At 59.4% G+C, this 17,691-nt stretch carries 13 protein-coding genes, 2 tRNA genes and 3 rRNA genes (1 of these 18 running past the window's edge); 10 read left to right on the top strand and 8 right to left on the bottom strand.

The genetic code is table 11. From position 1 onward, the window contains the following. The 5 genes from L9B60_RS07340 to rrf all read left to right on the top strand — a co-directional run. Positions 1 to 204, top strand: a 16S ribosomal RNA gene (locus tag L9B60_RS07340) (it extends 1,333 nt beyond the left edge of the window). 123 nt (positions 205 to 327) lie between these two features. Next, positions 328 to 404, top strand: a tRNA-Ile gene (locus L9B60_RS07335). A 9-nt stretch (positions 405 to 413) separates the two neighbouring features. Beyond that, positions 414 to 489 (top strand) — tRNA-Ala (locus tag L9B60_RS07330). A 220-nt stretch (positions 490 to 709) separates the two neighbouring features. After that, positions 710 to 3,601: ribosomal RNA gene (locus L9B60_RS07325) — 23S ribosomal RNA — on the top strand. A 138-nt stretch (positions 3,602 to 3,739) separates the two neighbouring features. Further along, positions 3,740 to 3,855, top strand: a 5S ribosomal RNA gene (gene rrf / locus L9B60_RS07320). The 16S, 23S and 5S rRNA genes sit together here with 2 tRNA genes alongside, the layout of an rRNA operon. Before the next feature lie 194 nt (positions 3,856 to 4,049). Here rrf and mksF read toward each other — a convergent pair. From mksF to mksB, 3 genes are read right to left on the bottom strand one after another with little or no spacing between them, the layout of a single operon-like run. Further along, positions 4,050 to 6,884, bottom strand: a complete 2,835-nt coding sequence (gene mksF / locus L9B60_RS07315; protein WP_249677660.1) for an Mks condensin complex protein MksF — start codon at positions 6,882 to 6,884, stop codon at positions 4,050 to 4,052. Further along, complete coding sequence (gene mksE, locus L9B60_RS07310; protein ID WP_249677659.1) at positions 6,881 to 7,549, bottom strand: Mks condensin complex protein MksE; 669 nt, start codon at positions 7,547 to 7,549, stop codon at positions 6,881 to 6,883. Before mksE ends, mksF begins: the two co-directional genes overlap by 4 nt. Beyond that, positions 7,539 to 8,831, bottom strand: a complete 1,293-nt coding sequence (mksB, locus tag L9B60_RS07305; protein ID WP_249677657.1) for an Mks condensin complex protein MksB — start codon at positions 8,829 to 8,831, stop codon at positions 7,539 to 7,541. Before mksB ends, mksE begins: the two co-directional genes overlap by 11 nt. Before the next feature lie 165 nt (positions 8,832 to 8,996). On the opposite strand from mksB, the gene L9B60_RS07300 reads away from it, so the two are divergent. Together L9B60_RS07300 and rimI are read left to right on the top strand one after the other, a co-directional pair. Next, the gene (locus L9B60_RS07300; RefSeq protein WP_249677655.1) at positions 8,997 to 9,776 is read left to right on the top strand and encodes an energy transducer TonB; all 780 of its coding nucleotides are present in this window, start codon (positions 8,997 to 8,999) and stop codon (positions 9,774 to 9,776) included. Further along, positions 9,776 to 10,228: a ribosomal protein S18-alanine N-acetyltransferase gene (gene rimI / locus L9B60_RS07295; RefSeq protein WP_249677654.1), complete on the top strand. Its 453-nt coding sequence runs from the start codon at positions 9,776 to 9,778 to the stop codon at positions 10,226 to 10,228. Before L9B60_RS07300 ends, rimI begins: the two co-directional genes overlap by 1 nt. A 104-nt stretch (positions 10,229 to 10,332) precedes the next feature. On the opposite strand, the gene L9B60_RS07290 is transcribed toward rimI, so the two are convergent. Next, complete coding sequence (locus tag L9B60_RS07290; RefSeq protein WP_249677652.1) at positions 10,333 to 10,737, bottom strand: serine kinase/phosphatase; 405 nt, start codon at positions 10,735 to 10,737, stop codon at positions 10,333 to 10,335. 149 nt (positions 10,738 to 10,886) lie between these two features. Here L9B60_RS07290 and can point away from each other — a divergent pair, with 149 nt between their 5' ends. Next, complete coding sequence (can, locus tag L9B60_RS07285) at positions 10,887 to 11,522, top strand: carbonate dehydratase (RefSeq protein ID WP_249677651.1); 636 nt, start codon at positions 10,887 to 10,889, stop codon at positions 11,520 to 11,522. A gap of 27 nt (positions 11,523 to 11,549) precedes the next feature. Here can and L9B60_RS07280 read toward each other — a convergent pair whose 3' ends face one another. After that, positions 11,550 to 12,713, bottom strand: a complete 1,164-nt coding sequence (locus tag L9B60_RS07280; RefSeq protein WP_249677649.1) for a hypothetical protein — start codon at positions 12,711 to 12,713, stop codon at positions 11,550 to 11,552. 201 nt (positions 12,714 to 12,914) lie between these two features. Between L9B60_RS07280 and L9B60_RS07275 the strand changes: the two genes are divergently transcribed. Beyond that, positions 12,915 to 13,481 carry a D-Ala-D-Ala carboxypeptidase family metallohydrolase gene (locus tag L9B60_RS07275; RefSeq protein ID WP_249677648.1) on the top strand — a complete coding sequence of 189 codons (567 nt, stop codon included), beginning with the start codon at positions 12,915 to 12,917 and terminating at the stop codon, positions 13,479 to 13,481. A gap of 7 nt (positions 13,482 to 13,488) precedes the next feature. Here the strand turns inward: L9B60_RS07275 and L9B60_RS07270 are convergent, their stop codons facing one another. Beyond that, positions 13,489 to 14,433, bottom strand: a complete 945-nt coding sequence (locus L9B60_RS07270; RefSeq protein WP_249677647.1) for a 2-hydroxyacid dehydrogenase — start codon at positions 14,431 to 14,433, stop codon at positions 13,489 to 13,491. A 23-nt stretch (positions 14,434 to 14,456) separates the two neighbouring features. Continuing rightward, complete coding sequence (locus L9B60_RS07265; protein WP_249677645.1) at positions 14,457 to 14,915, bottom strand: hypothetical protein; 459 nt, start codon at positions 14,913 to 14,915, stop codon at positions 14,457 to 14,459. Positions 14,916 to 15,054: 139 nt separating this feature from the next. On the opposite strand from L9B60_RS07265, the gene L9B60_RS07260 reads away from it, so the two are divergent. Continuing rightward, on the top strand, positions 15,055 to 15,753 hold the full coding sequence (locus tag L9B60_RS07260; RefSeq protein ID WP_249677643.1) for a TerC family protein: 699 nt from the start codon (positions 15,055 to 15,057) through the stop codon (positions 15,751 to 15,753). 8 nt (positions 15,754 to 15,761) lie between these two features. Here L9B60_RS07260 and L9B60_RS07255 read toward each other — a convergent pair whose 3' ends face one another. Next, positions 15,762 to 17,438: an acid phosphatase gene (locus tag L9B60_RS07255; RefSeq protein WP_249677642.1), complete on the bottom strand. Its 1,677-nt coding sequence runs from the start codon at positions 17,436 to 17,438 to the stop codon at positions 15,762 to 15,764. Positions 17,439 to 17,691: the final 253 nt, after the last annotated feature.

The following is a 17,691-nucleotide window of genomic DNA, read 5'->3' as shown; positions in this document are numbered from 1 at the left end:
AATCGCTAGTAATCGCGAATCAGAATGTCGCGGTGAATACGTTCCCGGGCCTTGTACACACCGCCCGTCACACCATGGGAGTGGGTTGCACCAGAAGTAGCTAGTCTAACCCTCGGGAGGACGGTTACCACGGTGTGATTCATGACTGGGGTGAAGTCGTAACAAGGTAGCCGTAGGGGAACCTGCGGCTGGATCACCTCCTTAATCGACGACATCAGCTGTATCATGAGCTCCCACACGAATTGCTTGATTCATTGAAGAAGACGATAGAAGCAGCTTTAAGCTCCAAGCTGATAGCTCAACGCTAACAGTTACGCGCTCGAAATTGGGTCTGTAGCTCAGTTGGTTAGAGCGCACCCCTGATAAGGGTGAGGTCGGCAGTTCGAATCTGCCCAGACCCACCAATTTTGTATGGGGCCATAGCTCAGCTGGGAGAGCGCCTGCCTTGCACGCAGGAGGTCAACGGTTCGATCCCGTTTGGCTCCACCATAAACTGCTTCTGAAAGCTTAGAAATGAGTATTCCATTGAGAATATTGATTTCTAGTCTTTTGATTAGATCGTTCTTTAAAAATTTGGGTATGTGATAGAAAGATAGACTGGATAGCACTTTCACTGGTGTTTATTCAGGCTAAGGTAAAATTTGTGAGTAATTACAAGTTTTCGGCGAATGTCGTCTTCATAGTATAACCAGATTGCTTGGGGTTATATGGTCAAGTGAAGAAGCGCATACGGTGGATGCCTTGGCAGTCAGAGGCGATGAAAGACGTGGTAGCCTGCGAAAAGCTTCGGGGAGTCGGCAAACAGACTGTGATCCGGAGATGTCTGAATGGGGGAACCCAGCCATCATAAGATGGTTATCTTAAGCTGAATACATAGGCTTAAGAGGCGAACCAGGGGAACTGAAACATCTAAGTACCCTGAGGAAAAGAAATCAACCGAGATTCCCTTAGTAGTGGCGAGCGAACGGGGACCAGCCCTTAAGTGGCTTTGAGATTAGCGGAACGCTCTGGAAAGTGCGGCCATAGTGGGTGATAGCCCTGTACGCGAAAATCTCTTAGTCATGAAATCGAGTAGGACGGAGCACGAGAAACTTTGTCTGAATATGGGGGGACCATCCTCCAAGGCTAAATACTACTGACTGACCGATAGTGAACTAGTACCGTGAGGGAAAGGCGAAAAGAACCCCGGAGAGGGGAGTGAAATAGATCCTGAAACCGTATGCGTACAAGCAGTGGGAGCAGACTTGTTCTGTGACTGCGTACCTTTTGTATAATGGGTCAGCGACTTATATTCAGTGGCGAGCTTAACCGAATAGGGGAGGCGTAGCGAAAGCGAGTGTTAATAGCGCGTTTAGTCGCTGGGTATAGACCCGAAACCGGGCGATCTATCCATGGGCAGGTTGAAGGTTGGGTAACACTAACTGGAGGACCGAACCGACTACCGTTGAAAAGTTAGCGGATGACCTGTGGATCGGAGTGAAAGGCTAATCAAGCTCGGAGATAGCTGGTTCTCCTCGAAAGCTATTTAGGTAGCGCCTCATGTATCACTGTAGGGGGTAGAGCACTGTTTCGGCTAGGGGGTCATCCCGACTTACCAAACCGATGCAAACTCCGAATACCTACAAGTGCCGAGCATGGGAGACACACGGCGGGTGCTAACGTCCGTCGTGAAAAGGGAAACAACCCAGACCGTCAGCTAAGGTCCCAAAGTTATGGTTAAGTGGGAAACGATGTGGGAAGGCTTAGACAGCTAGGAGGTTGGCTTAGAAGCAGCCACCCTTTAAAGAAAGCGTAATAGCTCACTAGTCGAGTCGGCCTGCGCGGAAGATGTAACGGGGCTCAAACCATACACCGAAGCTACGGGTATCACCTTCGGGTGATGCGGTAGAGGAGCGTTCTGTAAGCCTGTGAAGGTGAGTTGAGAAGCTTGCTGGAGGTATCAGAAGTGCGAATGCTGACATGAGTAACGACAATGGGTGTGAAAAACACCCACGCCGAAAGACCAAGGTTTCCTGCGCAACGTTAATCGACGCAGGGTTAGTCGGTCCCTAAGGCGAGGCTGAAAAGCGTAGTCGATGGAAAACAGGTTAATATTCCTGTACTTCTGGTTATTGCGATGGAGGGACGGAGAAGGCTAGGCCAGCTTGGCGTTGGTTGTCCAAGTTTAAGGTGGTAGGCTGGAATCTTAGGTAAATCCGGGATTCTAAGGCCGAGAGCTGATGACGAGTTGCCATTAGGCGACGAAGTGGTTGATGCCATGCTTCCAAGAAAAGCTTCTAAGCTTCAGGTAACCAGGAACCGTACCCCAAACCGACACAGGTGGTTGGGTAGAGAATACCAAGGCGCTTGAGAGAACTCGGGTGAAGGAACTAGGCAAAATGGCACCGTAACTTCGGGAGAAGGTGCGCCGGTGAGGGTGAAGGACTTGCTCCGTAAGCTCATGCCGGTCGAAGATACCAGGCCGCTGCGACTGTTTATTAAAAACACAGCACTCTGCAAACACGAAAGTGGACGTATAGGGTGTGACGCCTGCCCGGTGCCGGAAGGTTAATTGATGGGGTTAGCTAACGCGAAGCTCTTGATCGAAGCCCCGGTAAACGGCGGCCGTAACTATAACGGTCCTAAGGTAGCGAAATTCCTTGTCGGGTAAGTTCCGACCTGCACGAATGGCGTAACGATGGCGGCGCTGTCTCCACCCGAGACTCAGTGAAATTGAAATCGCTGTGAAGATGCAGTGTATCCGCGGCTAGACGGAAAGACCCCGTGAACCTTTACTATAGCTTTGCACTGGACTTTGAATTTGCTTGTGTAGGATAGGTGGGAGGCTTTGAAGCGTGGACGCCAGTTCGCGTGGAGCCAACCTTGAAATACCACCCTGGCAACTTTGAGGTTCTAACTCAGGTCCGTTATCCGGATCGAGGACAGTGTATGGTGGGTAGTTTGACTGGGGCGGTCTCCTCCTAAAGAGTAACGGAGGAGTACGAAGGTGCGCTCAGACCGGTCGGAAATCGGTCGTAGAGTATAAAGGCAAAAGCGCGCTTGACTGCGAGACAGACACGTCGAGCAGGTACGAAAGTAGGTCTTAGTGATCCGGTGGTTCTGTATGGAAGGGCCATCGCTCAACGGATAAAAGGTACTCCGGGGATAACAGGCTGATACCGCCCAAGAGTTCATATCGACGGCGGTGTTTGGCACCTCGATGTCGGCTCATCACATCCTGGGGCTGAAGCCGGTCCCAAGGGTATGGCTGTTCGCCATTTAAAGTGGTACGCGAGCTGGGTTTAGAACGTCGTGAGACAGTTCGGTCCCTATCTGCCGTGGACGTTTGAGATTTGAGAGGGGCTGCTCCTAGTACGAGAGGACCGGAGTGGACGAACCTCTGGTGTTCCGGTTGTCACGCCAGTGGCATTGCCGGGTAGCTATGTTCGGGAAAGATAACCGCTGAAAGCATCTAAGCGGGAAACTTGCCTCAAGATGAGATCTCACTGGAACCTTGAGTTCCCTAAAGGGCCGTCGAAGACTACGACGTTGATAGGTTGGGTGTGTAAGCGCTGTGAGGCGTTGAGCTAACCAATACTAATTGCCCGTGAGGCTTGACCATATAACACCCAAGCAATTTGAGTCGAAACGACCAGATTGCGGTGTTGTGAAGACGCATTATCCGAAAATTTGTAACTCACAAAAGATCACATACCCGATTCGCTGGAGTGCCCGCAACGGCATCCTGGCTACAGAATTTCTTGACGACCATAGAGCATTGGAACCACCTGATCCCATCCCGAACTCAGTAGTGAAACGATGCATCGCCGATGGTAGTGTGGGGTTTCCCCATGTGAGAGTAGGTCATCGTCAAGATTAAATTCCGAAACCCCCATCTGCTAACGCAGGTGGGGGTTTTGTCTTTTCATGCCTGATGGATTTTTGGTGGCCTTTTCGCGGATGAATCCGCTCCTACAAGAGCGGATTCATCCGCGAACCACACGCCAGTAAACCCAAGGCACAAAAAAACCACCGCAAGGGTGGTTTCCTTGTAGCCACAATGCCTTTAATCAGGCCGTTACCTCTTGCGCTTCATCATCCGCGGCTATTGCCTTCGCCACGTCATGCCGGCGGATGTATTTCCAGTCGTTCTCGTCGATGTAGATGCCGTTTGGCCCGCTACCGCCTTCCAGATCGATCGCCACGTGGGCCGAGACCTGTGGCTTCACGCTGGCCAGGATTGGTACGAAGCCCAACTGCTGGCTGGTTTCCAGCAAGGCTGCCTGGTTGCGTTCGTCGATGTCGGCGGCTTCGTCCAGGTAGTACGGCAGGCGGATCCGCCCGGCCAGGTCACGGTCCATCAAGTGCAACAACAAGTACATGTTGGTCAACGCCTTGATGGTCATGGTCGTGCCGTTGGAGGCAGCGCCATCAATGTCGGTGTGGATAACCGGTTGGCCATTGACCTTGGTGATCTCGAACGCCAACTCAAACAGGTCCTTGAGGCCCAGTTGGTTATGGTTGGCGGCCACCAGGCGTGCCAGGTACTCCTTGGCTTCTTCGTTCTTGTTGTCTTGCTCGGCGCTTTGGCTCAGGTCGAACACCGAGAGTGTCTCGCCCTCTTCATATTGACCGGCGCTGTGGATGATCTGGTCGATGTGCTTGAGGGCTTCCTTGTTCGGTGCGAGCACGATGCGAAAGCTCTGCAGGTTGGACACCTGACGCTTGTTGATCTCGCGGTTGAACAGCGCCAGTTGGTGCTCGAGGCTGTCGTAGTCGCTACGGATGTTGCGCAGGGTGCGGGCGATGTCGGTGACGGCGGCGCGGCGCGCCTTGCCCAGGGTCAGGGCTTCGTCGGTGCGGTGGGCATAGGCGTTGATCAGCAACTGCAGGCGGCGCTCCATGTCGTCTTCGCTGTCGAACTTGGCCACGCCTTTCAGGCGAACCTGGGCGTACAGCGCCTCGATCTGGCCGTCGACCCGCAGCAGGCCCTGCCAGTTGTCCTGATAGTCGTTGAGCAGCGGCAGCAGGTTGTCCATGGAGTCGTCGACCGCTTCCATGAACGGCGTGCCAAAGGGCAAGTCGGCTGGCAGCAATTGGCGGCGACGCAAGGCGTCATCCAGGGTGCGCTGCTTGGCTTCCAGGTCGGCGATCTGCCGGCCGACCAGTTGCAGCTTGGCCGACAGTTGCTGGACGCGTTCGGTGAAAGCGTCGCTGGAGCGTTTCAATTCGTCCTGGGCCGCTTCCATCTGCGCCAACTGCTCCAGCTTGTCGCCCTCTTCGGCGCTCAAGGTTTGGGCGCGGCGGAAGTCTTCCAGGGCTTTTTGGGCATCCAGCACGGCTTGGTAGAGCTTTTCGGTTTGTTCTTTGCTGGCCGTACGGTCGAGCGCCACGGCTTGCTGAGTCTTGAGCTGCTTGAGCTCTTTTTCCAGGCGCTCTTTCTGATCGCGCAGCGCGGCACGGTCGGCCAGGGCCTGCAGGGCAGGGGGCTCGATGTGCGACAGGTCGATGGAAATGCCTGGCACTTCGAAGCGCTCGCCCTTGAAGCTGTCGAGGATCGCTTCCAAAGATTTGACCCAGGCGTCGCTGTCATCCAGTGCAATGCCTTGCTCACCCAACGGCAGGCTAAACAGCGCACTGTTGAACAGGCGCATTAGGCGTTCAACGTCCTGCTGCGAAAACTCCTCGCGCAAGCGGGCGTAGCTGTTGTTGTCGGCATGGTCGAGTTGCTGCTTGACCGACTTCAGGCGCTTTTCCAGGTCGCGCAGGCGCTCCTCCAGGTCCTCGGCACTGAACTGCCGGGATTGCGCCAGGGCGCCGGCGAGTTCGTCGTGGGCGTCCTTGGCCGCCAGCAGTTGCTGTTCCAGGCTCTTGACGTCGGTGACCAGTGCGAAGCGATGCTTGAGCACCGACAACTCGCCCAGCCAGCGCTGTACCCCGGTGATCTCGCGCTCCAGGCGCATCAGCTCCTGGGTGCCGCCACGCTGATCGTTTTGCAGCGAATCCTGCTCACGGCGGTAGTGCTCGGACTGGATAACCAGTTCTTCCTTGCGCGCGCCAGAGTAGTCCTGCCAGGTGCCCAACAGCGAATCGAGCAGTGGTGAGATACGGTGCAGCTTGCCACGCAGGATGTCGCGCTGCCTTACGCCGTTGGCCAAGGCTTCGACCAAGGGGCCTGCCGACACCAGCGAGTTGTAGTCCTGCTCCATGCGGCGTACATCACGGAAAGCTTCTTCGCACGCCGCGATGTAGTCCACGCTACCCGAGCGCAAGCTGTGCTCGAAGGCATCGAGGAACAGCTGCTTGAGCTTGGCCGCAGTGATTTCACGCATGTGCAGCAGATTGATGAACAACGCGCGAAACGTCTTCAGGCTTTGTTCGCTGGTGGAGCGCAGCGGGATCAGGGTCAGGTCCAGCGGGATGGACGTGTGCCCACCCACCAGCAGGCGCCGTAGTTCGTCAGGCTTGAGCTCGTAAGCCTTCAGGCCCTGGCGTTCGAGGTTGTTGAACAGCTCTTTCTGGCGCAGGCAGGTGTCGTTCTTCTGGTAGTGCGCCAGGTCCAGTTCGCCCGCGTAGGCGAAGAACTGGTGACCGAAACCGCCGCCGGGGCCGCGACCGACCACGCCGATAACGTGTGGGCCGTGGGGCAGCGATACTTCGCAGAGGATATAGCTGGTGTCGCTGGCAAAGTAGAAGCGCCGCGACTGCTCAAGGCTGTACTTGCCAAAGCTCATGTCGGACATGCGCGCCAGGATCGGAAACTGCAAGGCGTTGATCGATGCGGACTTGCCCAGGTTGTTTGCGCCGTACACCGACAGCGGGTACTCCAGCGGGAACAGGCCGAGGCTGTAACCTGCGGTGTTAAGCAATGCAAAGCGGCGAATGCCGTAGCGTTCCTGGCTCATGCGTCGAGCTCCTGTTCTTCGGCAATGGCCCGGGCCAGAGCGTCTTCTTCCGATTCTTCGGCGTCGTCGATAACGATCACCTCGTCATCCAGCAACACAGGCGTAGGCAATGGCAAAGCGCTGTGCAAGCTGGCCGCCAGGTCGCGGTCCTGCTGCACCGACAGGCACACGTCGAGGAAACGATGCATGGGTGGCAGGAAGCGATACACGCCGTTTTCTTCACCGGCAAAGCCCAGTTGGGTCATGCGGCGCAGGATCTTCTCTTCCAGCTCGTCCTGGGTTTGCACTTCGGCCTGCAGAAACAGGTCGCGATACTTTTCCAGCAGAGACGGCAGCTCATCACGGCCCAGGCTGCCACCGTCGAGCACGGCCATGGGGTCACGGCCCTGATCGGCCAGGTGCTCGACCAGGATGAAGGTGAACAACGACAGGCGCTGCGCGGTCTTGTTGACCTGGGCTGCGGCCTGCTCGGGCACGAAATAGTAGAAGCCCCGGGTGTCGCACACCAGTTCAAAGCCCAGGGCGCGAAACAGCCCCCGGTACTGGTCTTGCAGATTGGACAACTGGGTGTACAGCTCCGGGTCGCGGCGGCTGATATGGAAACCCTTGAACAGCTCGCGGAAGATCGGCGCCAGCTGGGACATTTCGGACAGATCAAGATTCATGTTCGGTGCTCGCAGAGGGTTCCAGAGCGGCCGCGGCGATGGCTGCATCGGCGCTGGAAAGCAGGGCGAAGGAGCGCAGGCTGACCCGGTGCTCCTGAGTGTGATATTCGCGACGCTCCAGACGCTCGCGCCCAAAACGCTTGTCCCGCGACAGGCGCGAGAACCAGTAAAGGAGTTCGTCGGTGGCGCCGGTGGGCTCTTGCTCCAGCAGCCAGACCATCAGGTCGGGCATGGGCAGCGCGTCTTCGCAGCGCTCGAGCATTTCCTTGACCGTGCGCGGCGCGCGCGGGGCCTCGCCCTTGTGTGTCTTGTGAGCCTTGGGAAACTGCGCAGGCTTGGCTTCGAAGCGGGCCAGCGCATACACGTAGGCCTCGACCTGGCTCGCGCTGCCCAGGAAGGTGCTTTGCGGCCGGGTGAACATTGGCATGGCGGCCTGCGGCACGGCTTCGATGCCCTTGCGGCGGATCACCGACAGGGCCAGTGCGGCGCCACGGGTAACGGCGTTGTGCCGACGGGCCTCTTCACGCAGCGGCAGCAGCAGTTCGCGGGCGTGGCGCAGGGTCAACTGGGCGCTGGTTTGCATTTCGAGGATGCGCGCGTGGGTACGCAGCAGCATGTCATCGTCCACCAGGTGGCCCAGGCGCTGTTGCTCGCTGAGCATGCGCAGCAACACGTTCTCGACCTTGCGCACGCCTTGTTCGAAGGCACCGTCGGCATTTACCAGCTGGATCATCGGCTCGACGTATTCGTCCCAGGTCGCCAGTACCTCGGCATAGCGCTGGCGCAACGGGATTTGCCGGTCGCTGGTCTTGGCCCGCTCGGCCACGGCCACCAAGGCTTGTTCGTCGTTATCGAGCTTTTTCAGCACATCGCGCACGCGCATGTCGAGCAGGCGCAACTGGCGCGCCAAGTCGTTGCCGTCGCGGATGTCAAAGGCGTCCTGGATATGCCCGGCCAAGCGCTCGAGGTGGCGCAGGTAGGCTTCGATTTCCAGGCACAGGCCCAGCCGGTGTTCGCGTCGCAGGTAGGCCAGGAAGTCATGGATCTGGGCGTTGAGCTCGAAACGGTTCGGGCTTTTTGCCACGGGCACCAGGATGTCCAGGCGGATCCACACGTCCAGCAGGCTGGTGATGTCTTGTGCAGTGCTCTCGGGCTGTTGCGCGAGCAATTGCAGGCGCAGTTCGCCCAGGCTCAGGGTGCCCTGGTCGAAGCGCTCGCACAGCGGCTCCAGCAGTGCCCAGTGTTCGGCGAGTGCGCGCAAGACGCGCTTGGGTTCGATCATTGGATGGCCGACTCGTTGCCAGATAAAAGCGCCGATTGTACTGCATGATTCGCCTTGCGATTGAGCCCCTGATCGCATGCTGTAATGATTCTGTCGATCAACTGCGGCGCAGAGCCCGGAACAACGGTAGAATTGCCGATTAACTTATCCACAGATGGCCGACCTTTGCTAAACGAGTCCAGCCGCCGCGCGTACCTGTCCGCCATGCAAGTGGTGCAATGGCTGCCGCGTACCGAATTGCCGTTCGCCGCGCCCTCGCGCCCGGAACTGCTGGCACCGCCGGTTATTGCGCAACCGGTCGTCGCCCCGCAGGCCGATATTCGGCCTGCGGTTGCCAAGCCTGCGCCAAAAGCGCCGGGCGAGCGGCCGAAGATCGAAATACCGCGGCCAAGTGCTAGCGGCAAGGCGGCCAGCAAGCCGGTGGAAGAGGCCGACGCTGCGCCCGTGGTCGCAAAGCCTGTGCAGGTGCCGCCGCCGCGCTTCGCCCTGCAGTTGTTGCGTGCCGGGGCCTGCCTGATCCTGGCCGAGCTGCCCACGGGCGAGCCGTTCCAGAGCCGCGATCCGTCTTACTTGTTGCTCAAGGATATGTTGCGTGCCGCCGGCCTGCCCGACGCCCCGCAAATCATCGGCGAGCCGGTGCGCTGGCCATTGTTGGTGCGTGGGCAATTGGACCAGGGCCCGGAAGCGGCCCGGGACTTCGTCCAGGGCTTCGTGCTGGCCCAACTGGAAGCTGCCCCTTGCGATTGCCTGTGGCTGGTGGGGTTGCCGGCGGTACGCTTTGCCAGTGAAGCGAACGCCGAGTCGTACAACCTGGAGCTTCAGGTCGAAGGGCTGGGCTCGGCCTGGGCGCTGCCGGGCTTGGAACTGTTGATAGATGAACCACAACGCAAGGCGGACGTCTGGAAGGCCATGCGCCTTTTGATGACGCGCTGGAAGACCAATTGATGAGTGACGCCGTAAGCTTTCGCCGCATGACCGAGGCTGACCTCGACGCCGTACTGAAGATCGAATACGCCGCCTACAGCCACCCCTGGACGCGCGGCATCTTCCTGGATGGGCTCAAGTCTTACGAAATCTGGCTGATGTACGATGGCCAGCAGCAGGTCGGCCACGGGGTGATCAATGTGATCATCGACGAAGCGCACTTGCTCAACATTACGGTGAAGCCCGAGAACCAAGGTCGCGGCCTGGGGCTCCAGCTGTTGGAACACCTGATGTCCCGTGCCTACGCAATCAACGGGCGCGAATGTTTCCTGGAGGTGCGTTCCAGTAATCAATCGGCGTACCGGCTGTATGAGCGGTTCGGTTTCAATGAAATCGGCCGACGCCGCGATTACTACCCGGCGGTGGGCGGTCGCGAAGATGCACTGGTCATGGCCTGCACGTTATTTGAGTAACGCGCTGTAGGCGCGGCGTTTCGGTATATCCGCGAAATAATCTCCGCGGATGACTTGATGCACCCCGGTGTTCTTTTCGCGGATAAATCCGCTACTGCACCGGTTTAGCGTTTCTTGTCCAAGGGGTCGACGCGCGCCAATTCGGCCTCGTCCAAGCCGTCACCACCCCCGATGTCGTCCTCATCGACCACGCTCAAGTCCCAATCCGCTGCCCGGCCGCTGCCCGGTTCGTGGGCTGATCGCGCGCCGTCTTCATCGATCAGGGTTTCCGGGCTCATGTCATCGTCGGTGGGCTCGTGATCGTCCATCGAGGCACCGGTCATGCCTGCTTCCCGCACACGCTGCGGGGGGACTTCTTCACTCAGTTCGTCTTCCGGCATTTCGTCGCCGATTTTTGCCGTGGGTTCTTCTTCATCCAAATGCAGCTCTTGCATAGAGCCCATGCGGTCTTCGTTGTCATCGATGGGCGCCGGTTGTGGCGCGTGCATCGGGCGATGTGGCTCAGTCATGGTAATTCCTCCAGGTTGGGGCCTTAATAAGGTGGACCTCAAGCCATTCGGAAAGATTCAACCTGTATCCTTGTGGTCTTCTTTGCAATGCACGTGACCACAAGCGTGTAGCGCCAGTCATAGATGGGCACTATTTTCGAGGCTTGAATATGCACGATCTACAGGAACTGATTGATAACAACGCCCGCTGGGCTGAAGCGATCAAGGAACAGGACCCAGAGTTCTTCGCCAAGCTGGCCCGCCAGCAAACTCCAGAGTTTCTCTGGATCGGGTGCTCCGATGCCCGCGTACCGGCCAACGAAATCGTCGGCATGCTGCCAGGCGACCTGTTCGTACACCGCAACGTGGCCAACGTGGTGCTGCACACTGACCTCAATTGCTTGTCGGTGATCCAGTACGCGGTGGACGTGCTCAAGGTCAAGCACATCCTGGTCACCGGCCACTACGGCTGTGGCGGCGTGCGCGCCTCGATGCAGGATCGCCAGTTGGGCCTGATCGACGGCTGGCTGCGCTCGATTCGTGACCTGTACTACGAAAACCGCCTGGTGCTGGCCGAGCTGCCGACAGAGGAAGAGCGTGTCGACCGCCTGTGCGAACTGAACGTGATTCAGCAGGTGGCCAACGTTGCCCATACCAGCATCGTCCAAAACGCCTGGCACCGCGGGCAGGAGCTGTCGATTCATGGCTGCATCTACGGCATCAAGGATGGCCGCTGGAAGAGCCTGAACACCACCATCAGCGGTTTCGAGCAATTGCCACCGCAGTACCGTTTGCGTGCGCTGTAAACCTGATCGCGGATAAGTCCGCCGTTCCTACAAACTGGACGGCGGCATCGCGACCGGTTGTTTCAACTCCTTCAGCGCCTTGGTTATCGGTGCCCCGGCGCAGTCTTTTTTCGCCTCTTCAGCCGATACCTTGCGGATTGAGGTGTAGAACATTTCGCACGTTTGCTCTTTGGCGCTGACCTGCCATTTCTCCGTGCATCGGCTTAACGTTGCATTCGGATCGGCGGCCGGGTTACCGCCCATGCCGGCTTGCCAACAGGCGGCGCTCAAATCCTGGCCCATGACCTTGAGCCCCACTTCGTCAGCTTTTGCTTCGTCGCCGCCGTAGGTGGCCGGGTCTGCCGCATACCAGATGTAGCTGGGATGGTTGGCGCCGAGCACCGGTACCTGCTTGCCTGCCGACGGGCTGATTGCCGCCAGGCCCAGCACGCCGACGGTTGGCCCGTATTGCTGCCTGACCCAATCACGCACCGGCGCGCCAAAGGCCACCATCGGCAGCGTGACGCCGGCCACCGTTTGGCTGACCTCCCGGACCATGGTGGTCTGGTAGTCCTGGAAGTAGCTGTACACGCCCTTCAGGTCACTGCCCGCATCGGCCGGTGCGGCGATGGGGGCAATGTCGATGATGGTCTGGTAGCCGGGCGTCTGGTCGGCGGCCACTCCATTGGCCGTTAGCAGGCTGGCCCAGCGGTCGGTGGTATTGGAACGCAGATAATCCTGGGCCTGGGTCAGTGAGTAGTCGGGCGGAAAGTGCAGCAGTTCGACGCTGCGGCGGTTTTCCAGGGCCATGCCCAATGGCAGAAACAGGGACCAGTTGTAGGCCCATTTACCGTCGGCGTTGAGTTTGGTAGCGCCCTTGTAGGCCAAGTCACCCGCGTTCAGCAGGGCCATCAGCGGTTCGTCGTAGGTATCTGGCACGCCGGTGAGGGTAACGAACACCTGATGGTTGTCCCGGGTAACCTGGATTTTTGCCTGCTCGTAACCGTCGCGCTGCAGGCTTTGCTTAAGGTAATGCTCTACCGTCTGCTCCAGCGTCCAGTTGCGGTAACAGATCACGCTGCAGTTATTGGGGTAGGCAAACAGTCGGGTCACACGCTCGACATTGCCCAGGTCGATCTGAATGGCGGCATGGGCGCTGGTGGTCAGGGTCAGCGCGGCAAAGGCGCCGGCCAGTGTCAGGGCGTTGGGCATGCAGAACTCCTTGTCGGTGGTGTGCCCCCGCTGGGTGGGGGCAGCCTTGCATATTGGAGTACCGAGCGCCGTCAGGGAAATACTGTCGCCGTTTTTTCATGTTAATTCGTGACGATGGTCAGCCAGGGCCAGCGTTAAGGCTGACCTGCTGTTCGTCCTTGAACTTGCTAGGCTGGGTGAAAATACCTGCGGCCAATACCGATGAAACTGATCGCGCCCTTGTTGTTAATCGTGTCCCTGGCGGCCCATGCCGACGATCGCGACCAGGCGGCGTTCGCCCATTGGTCCGCGAGCCATGGCACAGAAGCGTTCCAGCAGTTTTTGCAAAGCCGCAAAATAGCCCCGGTGGTGCCGCTCTATCAACTGCTGCGTTCAGCCACCGATTGGCGGCGGTGCAACGCCGCGCCGTTTGCCGTGCCGCCGGCCGATCACTGGCCGGCCGTTGAAAGCACCCTCAGGTTGGTGGCAACGCTCAAGGAACATGGCATGTTGAGCCTCTTCGAAGTGGTTTCGGCCTACCGCGATGCGGCCTTGAACCGTTGCGCCAATGGCTCTCAACACAGCGCACACCTGCAGGCCTTTGCCGTCGACCTGGAGTTCCCCGAAGGGAGCGCGGATGCAGGGCACTTGTGCGAATTCTGGAAGCAGCAGGGCGGCCAGTGGCAAATGGGGCTTAGCCGCTACCCTTCCGGCCGGGTGCATATCGACACTGCGGGCTACCGGACCTGGGGCGAGGACTACAGTGCAAAGACCTCCTACTGCCGCTGAAAAGGCCTCAAGGCGTGTAGGGCACCGGTGTCAGCACCGGTTGGCCGGCAAAGAACGCCAGCAGGTTCTGGTTGACCAGGCTGACGGTGCCTTCGGACGCTTCTGGCGACAAACCGGCCACATGGGGGGTGAGCACCACATTGTTCAGGGCCCTGAGCTCATCAGGCACCTCAGGCTCGTCGTCGAACACGTCCAATGCCGCACCGGCGATGTGATGGTGCTGCAGGGCCGTCAGCAGATCGGCCGTGTTGATCACGCTGGCGCGGGCAATATTGACGATGAAACCTTCGGGGCCAAGGGCGTCCAGCACGGCTTTATCAATCGCGTGGCGGGTATCGGCGCCGCCTGGGGTAGCGATGATCAGGTAGTCGCTGGCAGCGGCCAACTCCAGCACGCTGGCGCAATAGTGGTAGCCGACACCCTCGCGCCGGCGCCGGCTGTGGTAGCTCACTGACATGTTGAACCCCAGTGCGCCGCGCTGGGCGATGGCCAAGCCCACCGCGCCCAGCCCGAGGATGCCCATGCGCTTGCCGGCCAGGGTAGGGCGGCTGAGCTTGCGCCATTCGCCACGGCGTACCGAAGCGTCTGCCTGGGGGATGTCGCGCACCAGGGCCAGCAGCAGCGCCATGGCGTGGTCGGCAACGGAGGAAGCATTGGCACCGGCGCCGTTGGTCACGGTAATACCACGGTCACGTGCCGCCGCCAGGTCGACGTGCTCGTAGCCCGCGCCAATCACGCAAATGATCCTCAAATGCGGTAGCGCGGCCATTTCCTCGGCGTAGAAACCCAAGGGGCCGCGCGTGAGCACGGCGGTGATGGTGTCGGCATGTTGCGCAATGGCAGCGGCGCGTTCGGCCTTGCTGGGTGCCCGGATCAGTGTGAAGCCGCTGCCTTCGAGCAGGGGTAAGTATTCGTTCACCGCTTCGACCAGGACCAACACGGTTTCGCTCATTTGCCTCTCCATTGCACAAAAAATCAGGAAGGCTTGGGGTAGCCCTTCACTACAAAGTATCGGGAAAAAGACAGCGGCCGGTGTACCCCCGCAGGCTCCGACAGGTAGGGCAGGCGAAAGCCGGGCTGTGGCAGCAGTTCGACGGTCCAGGTTTTTTCCCCGAAAAAACTGAAGCTCAAAGTATGCCCTTCTCCCAGCGCCAGATCGATGAAATTGCCGGTGGTGTAGGCAGCCCCTAGCCTGGCGGTGTCCAGTAACTGGCCTTTTGCATCGAGCAGGTGGATGTTGAGGGTTTCCTCGAAGGGCACATCGTCGGTGACGAACAACAGAAAGCCCTTGGGGCATTCCACAGCGGCCTCAAGGATGACGCCATCGACGATGCTAGGTGCTTTCATGCCCTGTATCAGCACGTTGCTGCGAGCAATGGCGGCTGCGTTGTCGCTGAATTGAGGGGCGAGCGTGACGGCTTGAGTCAGGTGCATGGGGGCCGGCTCCTTCCAGTTGAAGTGAATATTATGGCGCCAGATCGGATTTCTGCACGGTGTCGTGGGAAAACGCAGGGAGCGAAAGCCTGCGACAATGGTCAACCCTATTCATTCATCTGCCAAAAAATGAACCTTTATGCTCTGGCTCACTGACCCTGCCCTGTGGACGGCTTTGCTGCAGATCATCGCCATCGACTTGTTGCTGGGCGGCGATAATGCCGTGGTTATCGCCCTGGCCTGCCGCAACCTGCCCCATGGGCAGCGGCGCAAGGCCATCCTGGGCGGGGTGGCCGGCGCTATCGCACTGCGCGTGGTGTTGCTGTTTTTCGCCATGAAGCTGCTGTCTCTGCCCTATTTGAAGCTGGCAGGCGCTGCCCTGTTGCTGTGGATCGGCATCAAGCTGCTGATCCATCAGGACGAAGGGCACGGCGAGATTCGTGGCGAAGAACGCCTGTGGAGCGCGATCAAGACGATCATCATTGCCGATGCGGTGATGTCGCTGGACAACGTGCTGGCGGTGGCAGCAGCGGGGGCGGGGAATATCTACCTGGTGTCGTTTGGCGTGTTGATCAGCATACCGATCATCGTGCTGGGCAGCCGCCTGGTACTGATGGCGATGGAACGCTTCCCGGTAGTGATCCAGCTGGGTGGCGCCTTGATTGGCTGGATTGCCGGCGGCATGGCCGTCGCGGAGCCGGCGTTGGCCAGTTACCTGCCGTGGCCTGATCAGTGGGAGCATTATGTGGGCAGCGTGCTGGGCGCTGCGCTGGTGCTGGTGGCAGGCTGGGGCTGGAATCGGCGCCAGTCGCGGGCCAGGTTGGCGGCCCGCGACTGAGTCGTTTTCTAGAATTTCAGCGCGTTGGTCAGATCACCCATGGGCTTTTGCCCGCGTGCGGTCATCGCGTCGTCTCGCTGCTTGAGGCCGTCGAGTACTTCAAGCTGATGCACCCGGGTGATCAGGCGCAGGATCGATGCCGTGTCGTACACCGTGTGGTCCACCGTGCCTTTGCGCGCGAAGGGCGACACCACCAGCGCCGGGATGCGCGTGCCAGGGCCCCAGCGATCGCCTTGGGGCGGCGCCACGTGGTCCCACCACCCGCCGTTTTCGTCCACCGTGACCACCACTACCATGTTCTGCCACTGCGGGCTGTTGCGCAGTTCCTTGAGGATGCGCGTGATATGCCGGTCGCCCGCGGCCACGTCGGCGTAGCCTGCGTGCAGGTTCAGGTTGCCCTGGGGCTTGTAGAAACTCACGGCAGGCAACTTGCCCGCTTGCGCATCGGCCACGAACTTGTTGGTGTTGGCCTCGTCGCCCAAGCCGCCGTCACGTAGGCGTTTGCTACGCTCTGCCGGGTTTTCCGGCCCTTGGCGCTGGAAGTAGTTGAACGGCTGGTGGTGGTACTGGAAGTTCGGGATCTTGGGGATGCCGCCCGAGTCCTTGAACTGGTCCAAAGTGGCCTGCCAGGCGCCACCGTACCAGGCCCATTCGATGTTCTTTTTGTTCAGCTTGTCGCCGATGTGCTCGTGGGTTTGTGGCACCAGCACGCTGGGCAGGTCGGGCTTGGCATAGTCCGGGCGCTGCGGGTCGCGAATCCAGGTCGGCCAGTAAGGCGGCGCCATGGTGTTCACCGCAAAGCCGTCGGGCGTCAGGGCACTTGGGCCGAACTGCGGCGGGCCAGTCATGGCGCTGGCTGGCGACTTGTCCAGGGGCTTGAGGCGCGTGCCGGCCGGGTCGTCACTTTGAAGCGTGGCGATTTGGTCCTTGGCAACCGACGTGGTCGCGTTCGGATAAAACGGCACCGCAGCGCTGACCAAATACTGGTGGTTGAGGAACGAGCCGCCGAAGGCGCCCTGGAAGAAGTTGTCACACAGCACGAACTCCCGCGCCACGTCCCACAGGCGCAACGCATACTGCGACTGAGCGTAGTAACCCATGGTGAAACCACCGGAGTCGGCCCAGGCGACGAACTGGTCGTTCTTGCCGCCGTTGATTTGCATCTGGTTCTGATAGAACACGTGCCACAGGTCGCGTGTCACCAGGTTCAGCGGCAGGTCTTCCTGATTCGGCCCCTTCAGCGCAAACGGGGCGTTGGGCAGGTTTTCCTGGAACTGCACGCCGTTGGCGTAGGTCACGCCGTCCACCGTCTGCGGCCCCACCTGCAATACGCCGCCCCATGCCGGTGGCAAGGTTTGCAACAGGCTGCCGTCACGGTCACGCTGCTGGCAGTCGGCAGGCTTGAGCGCCGACAACGGCTTCTCCACGCCTGGGAAGTTGGCAAACAGGTTGTTGAAGCTGCGGTTCTCGGCGTAGATCACCACGATGGTTTTCACCTGCTCGCGCAGCTTCTTGTCCAATTCGGCGGGCGTCAGCGGGTGTTCCTTGGCCGGGCTGTCGGCCTCGCTGCCACCGCAGGCGCTCAACGTGGCCGCACCTACACCCAGCGCGGCGGCACCGGCGAGGAAACGGCGGCGGCTGGTGTCTGACGGGAGTTGGGTGTCCTTGTCTTTCTCGTCGCTCATGACGGCTTCCTGATCAGGCGTAACAAAAGATTTCTGGCGGGCAGGCTAGCAGGGGATTGTGACGGTGGGGTGGCAGGGAGGTTACGGCGTTCCAGCAATTGGCTGAATAGGGGAGAGTATCGTGCGAGGCTATGGGGCGATAGTCGGCAGGAGATGATAGCTGTGTAGGGCGTTTCTAAATGGCAAGACCGAGCGGCCCTTAAAGGAAGGTGAGACTTTTCTCAGGGCCATAAAAAAAGGGCCTACCTTTCGG

Source organism: Pseudomonas abieticivorans, from assembly GCF_023509015.1.
Lineage (GTDB): Bacteria > Pseudomonadota > Gammaproteobacteria > Pseudomonadales > Pseudomonadaceae > Aquipseudomonas > Aquipseudomonas abieticivorans.
Note: the sequence above shows the minus strand (reverse complement) of the source record. Positions and strands in the feature narration are given on the sequence as shown.

Excerpts from the sequence above, each read along its gene's own strand:
- L9B60_RS07255 (WP_249677642.1), bottom strand. The coding sequence starts at position 17,438 with ATGAGCGACGAGAAAGACAAGGACACCCAACTCCCGTCAGACACCAGC.
- L9B60_RS07265 (WP_249677645.1), bottom strand. The coding sequence starts at position 14,915 with ATGCACCTGACTCAAGCCGTCACGCTCGCCCCTCAATTCAGCGACAAC.
- rimI (WP_249677654.1), top strand. The coding sequence starts at position 9,776 with ATGAGTGACGCCGTAAGCTTTCGCCGCATGACCGAGGCTGACCTCGAC.
- L9B60_RS07260 (WP_249677643.1), top strand. The coding sequence starts at position 15,055 with ATGCTCTGGCTCACTGACCCTGCCCTGTGGACGGCTTTGCTGCAGATC.
- mksF (WP_249677660.1), bottom strand. The coding sequence starts at position 6,884 with ATGAGCCAGGAACGCTACGGCATTCGCCGCTTTGCATTGCTTAACACC.
- L9B60_RS07280 (WP_249677649.1), bottom strand. The coding sequence starts at position 12,713 with ATGCCCAACGCCCTGACACTGGCCGGCGCCTTTGCCGCGCTGACCCTG.
- mksE (WP_249677659.1), bottom strand. The coding sequence starts at position 7,549 with ATGAATCTTGATCTGTCCGAAATGTCCCAGCTGGCGCCGATCTTCCGC.
- can (WP_249677651.1), top strand. The coding sequence starts at position 10,887 with ATGCACGATCTACAGGAACTGATTGATAACAACGCCCGCTGGGCTGAA.
- L9B60_RS07270 (WP_249677647.1), bottom strand. The coding sequence starts at position 14,433 with ATGAGCGAAACCGTGTTGGTCCTGGTCGAAGCGGTGAACGAATACTTA.
- L9B60_RS07275 (WP_249677648.1), top strand. The coding sequence starts at position 12,915 with ATGAAACTGATCGCGCCCTTGTTGTTAATCGTGTCCCTGGCGGCCCAT.
- L9B60_RS07290 (WP_249677652.1), bottom strand. The coding sequence starts at position 10,737 with ATGACTGAGCCACATCGCCCGATGCACGCGCCACAACCGGCGCCCATC.
- mksB (WP_249677657.1), bottom strand. The coding sequence starts at position 8,831 with ATGATCGAACCCAAGCGCGTCTTGCGCGCACTCGCCGAACACTGGGCA.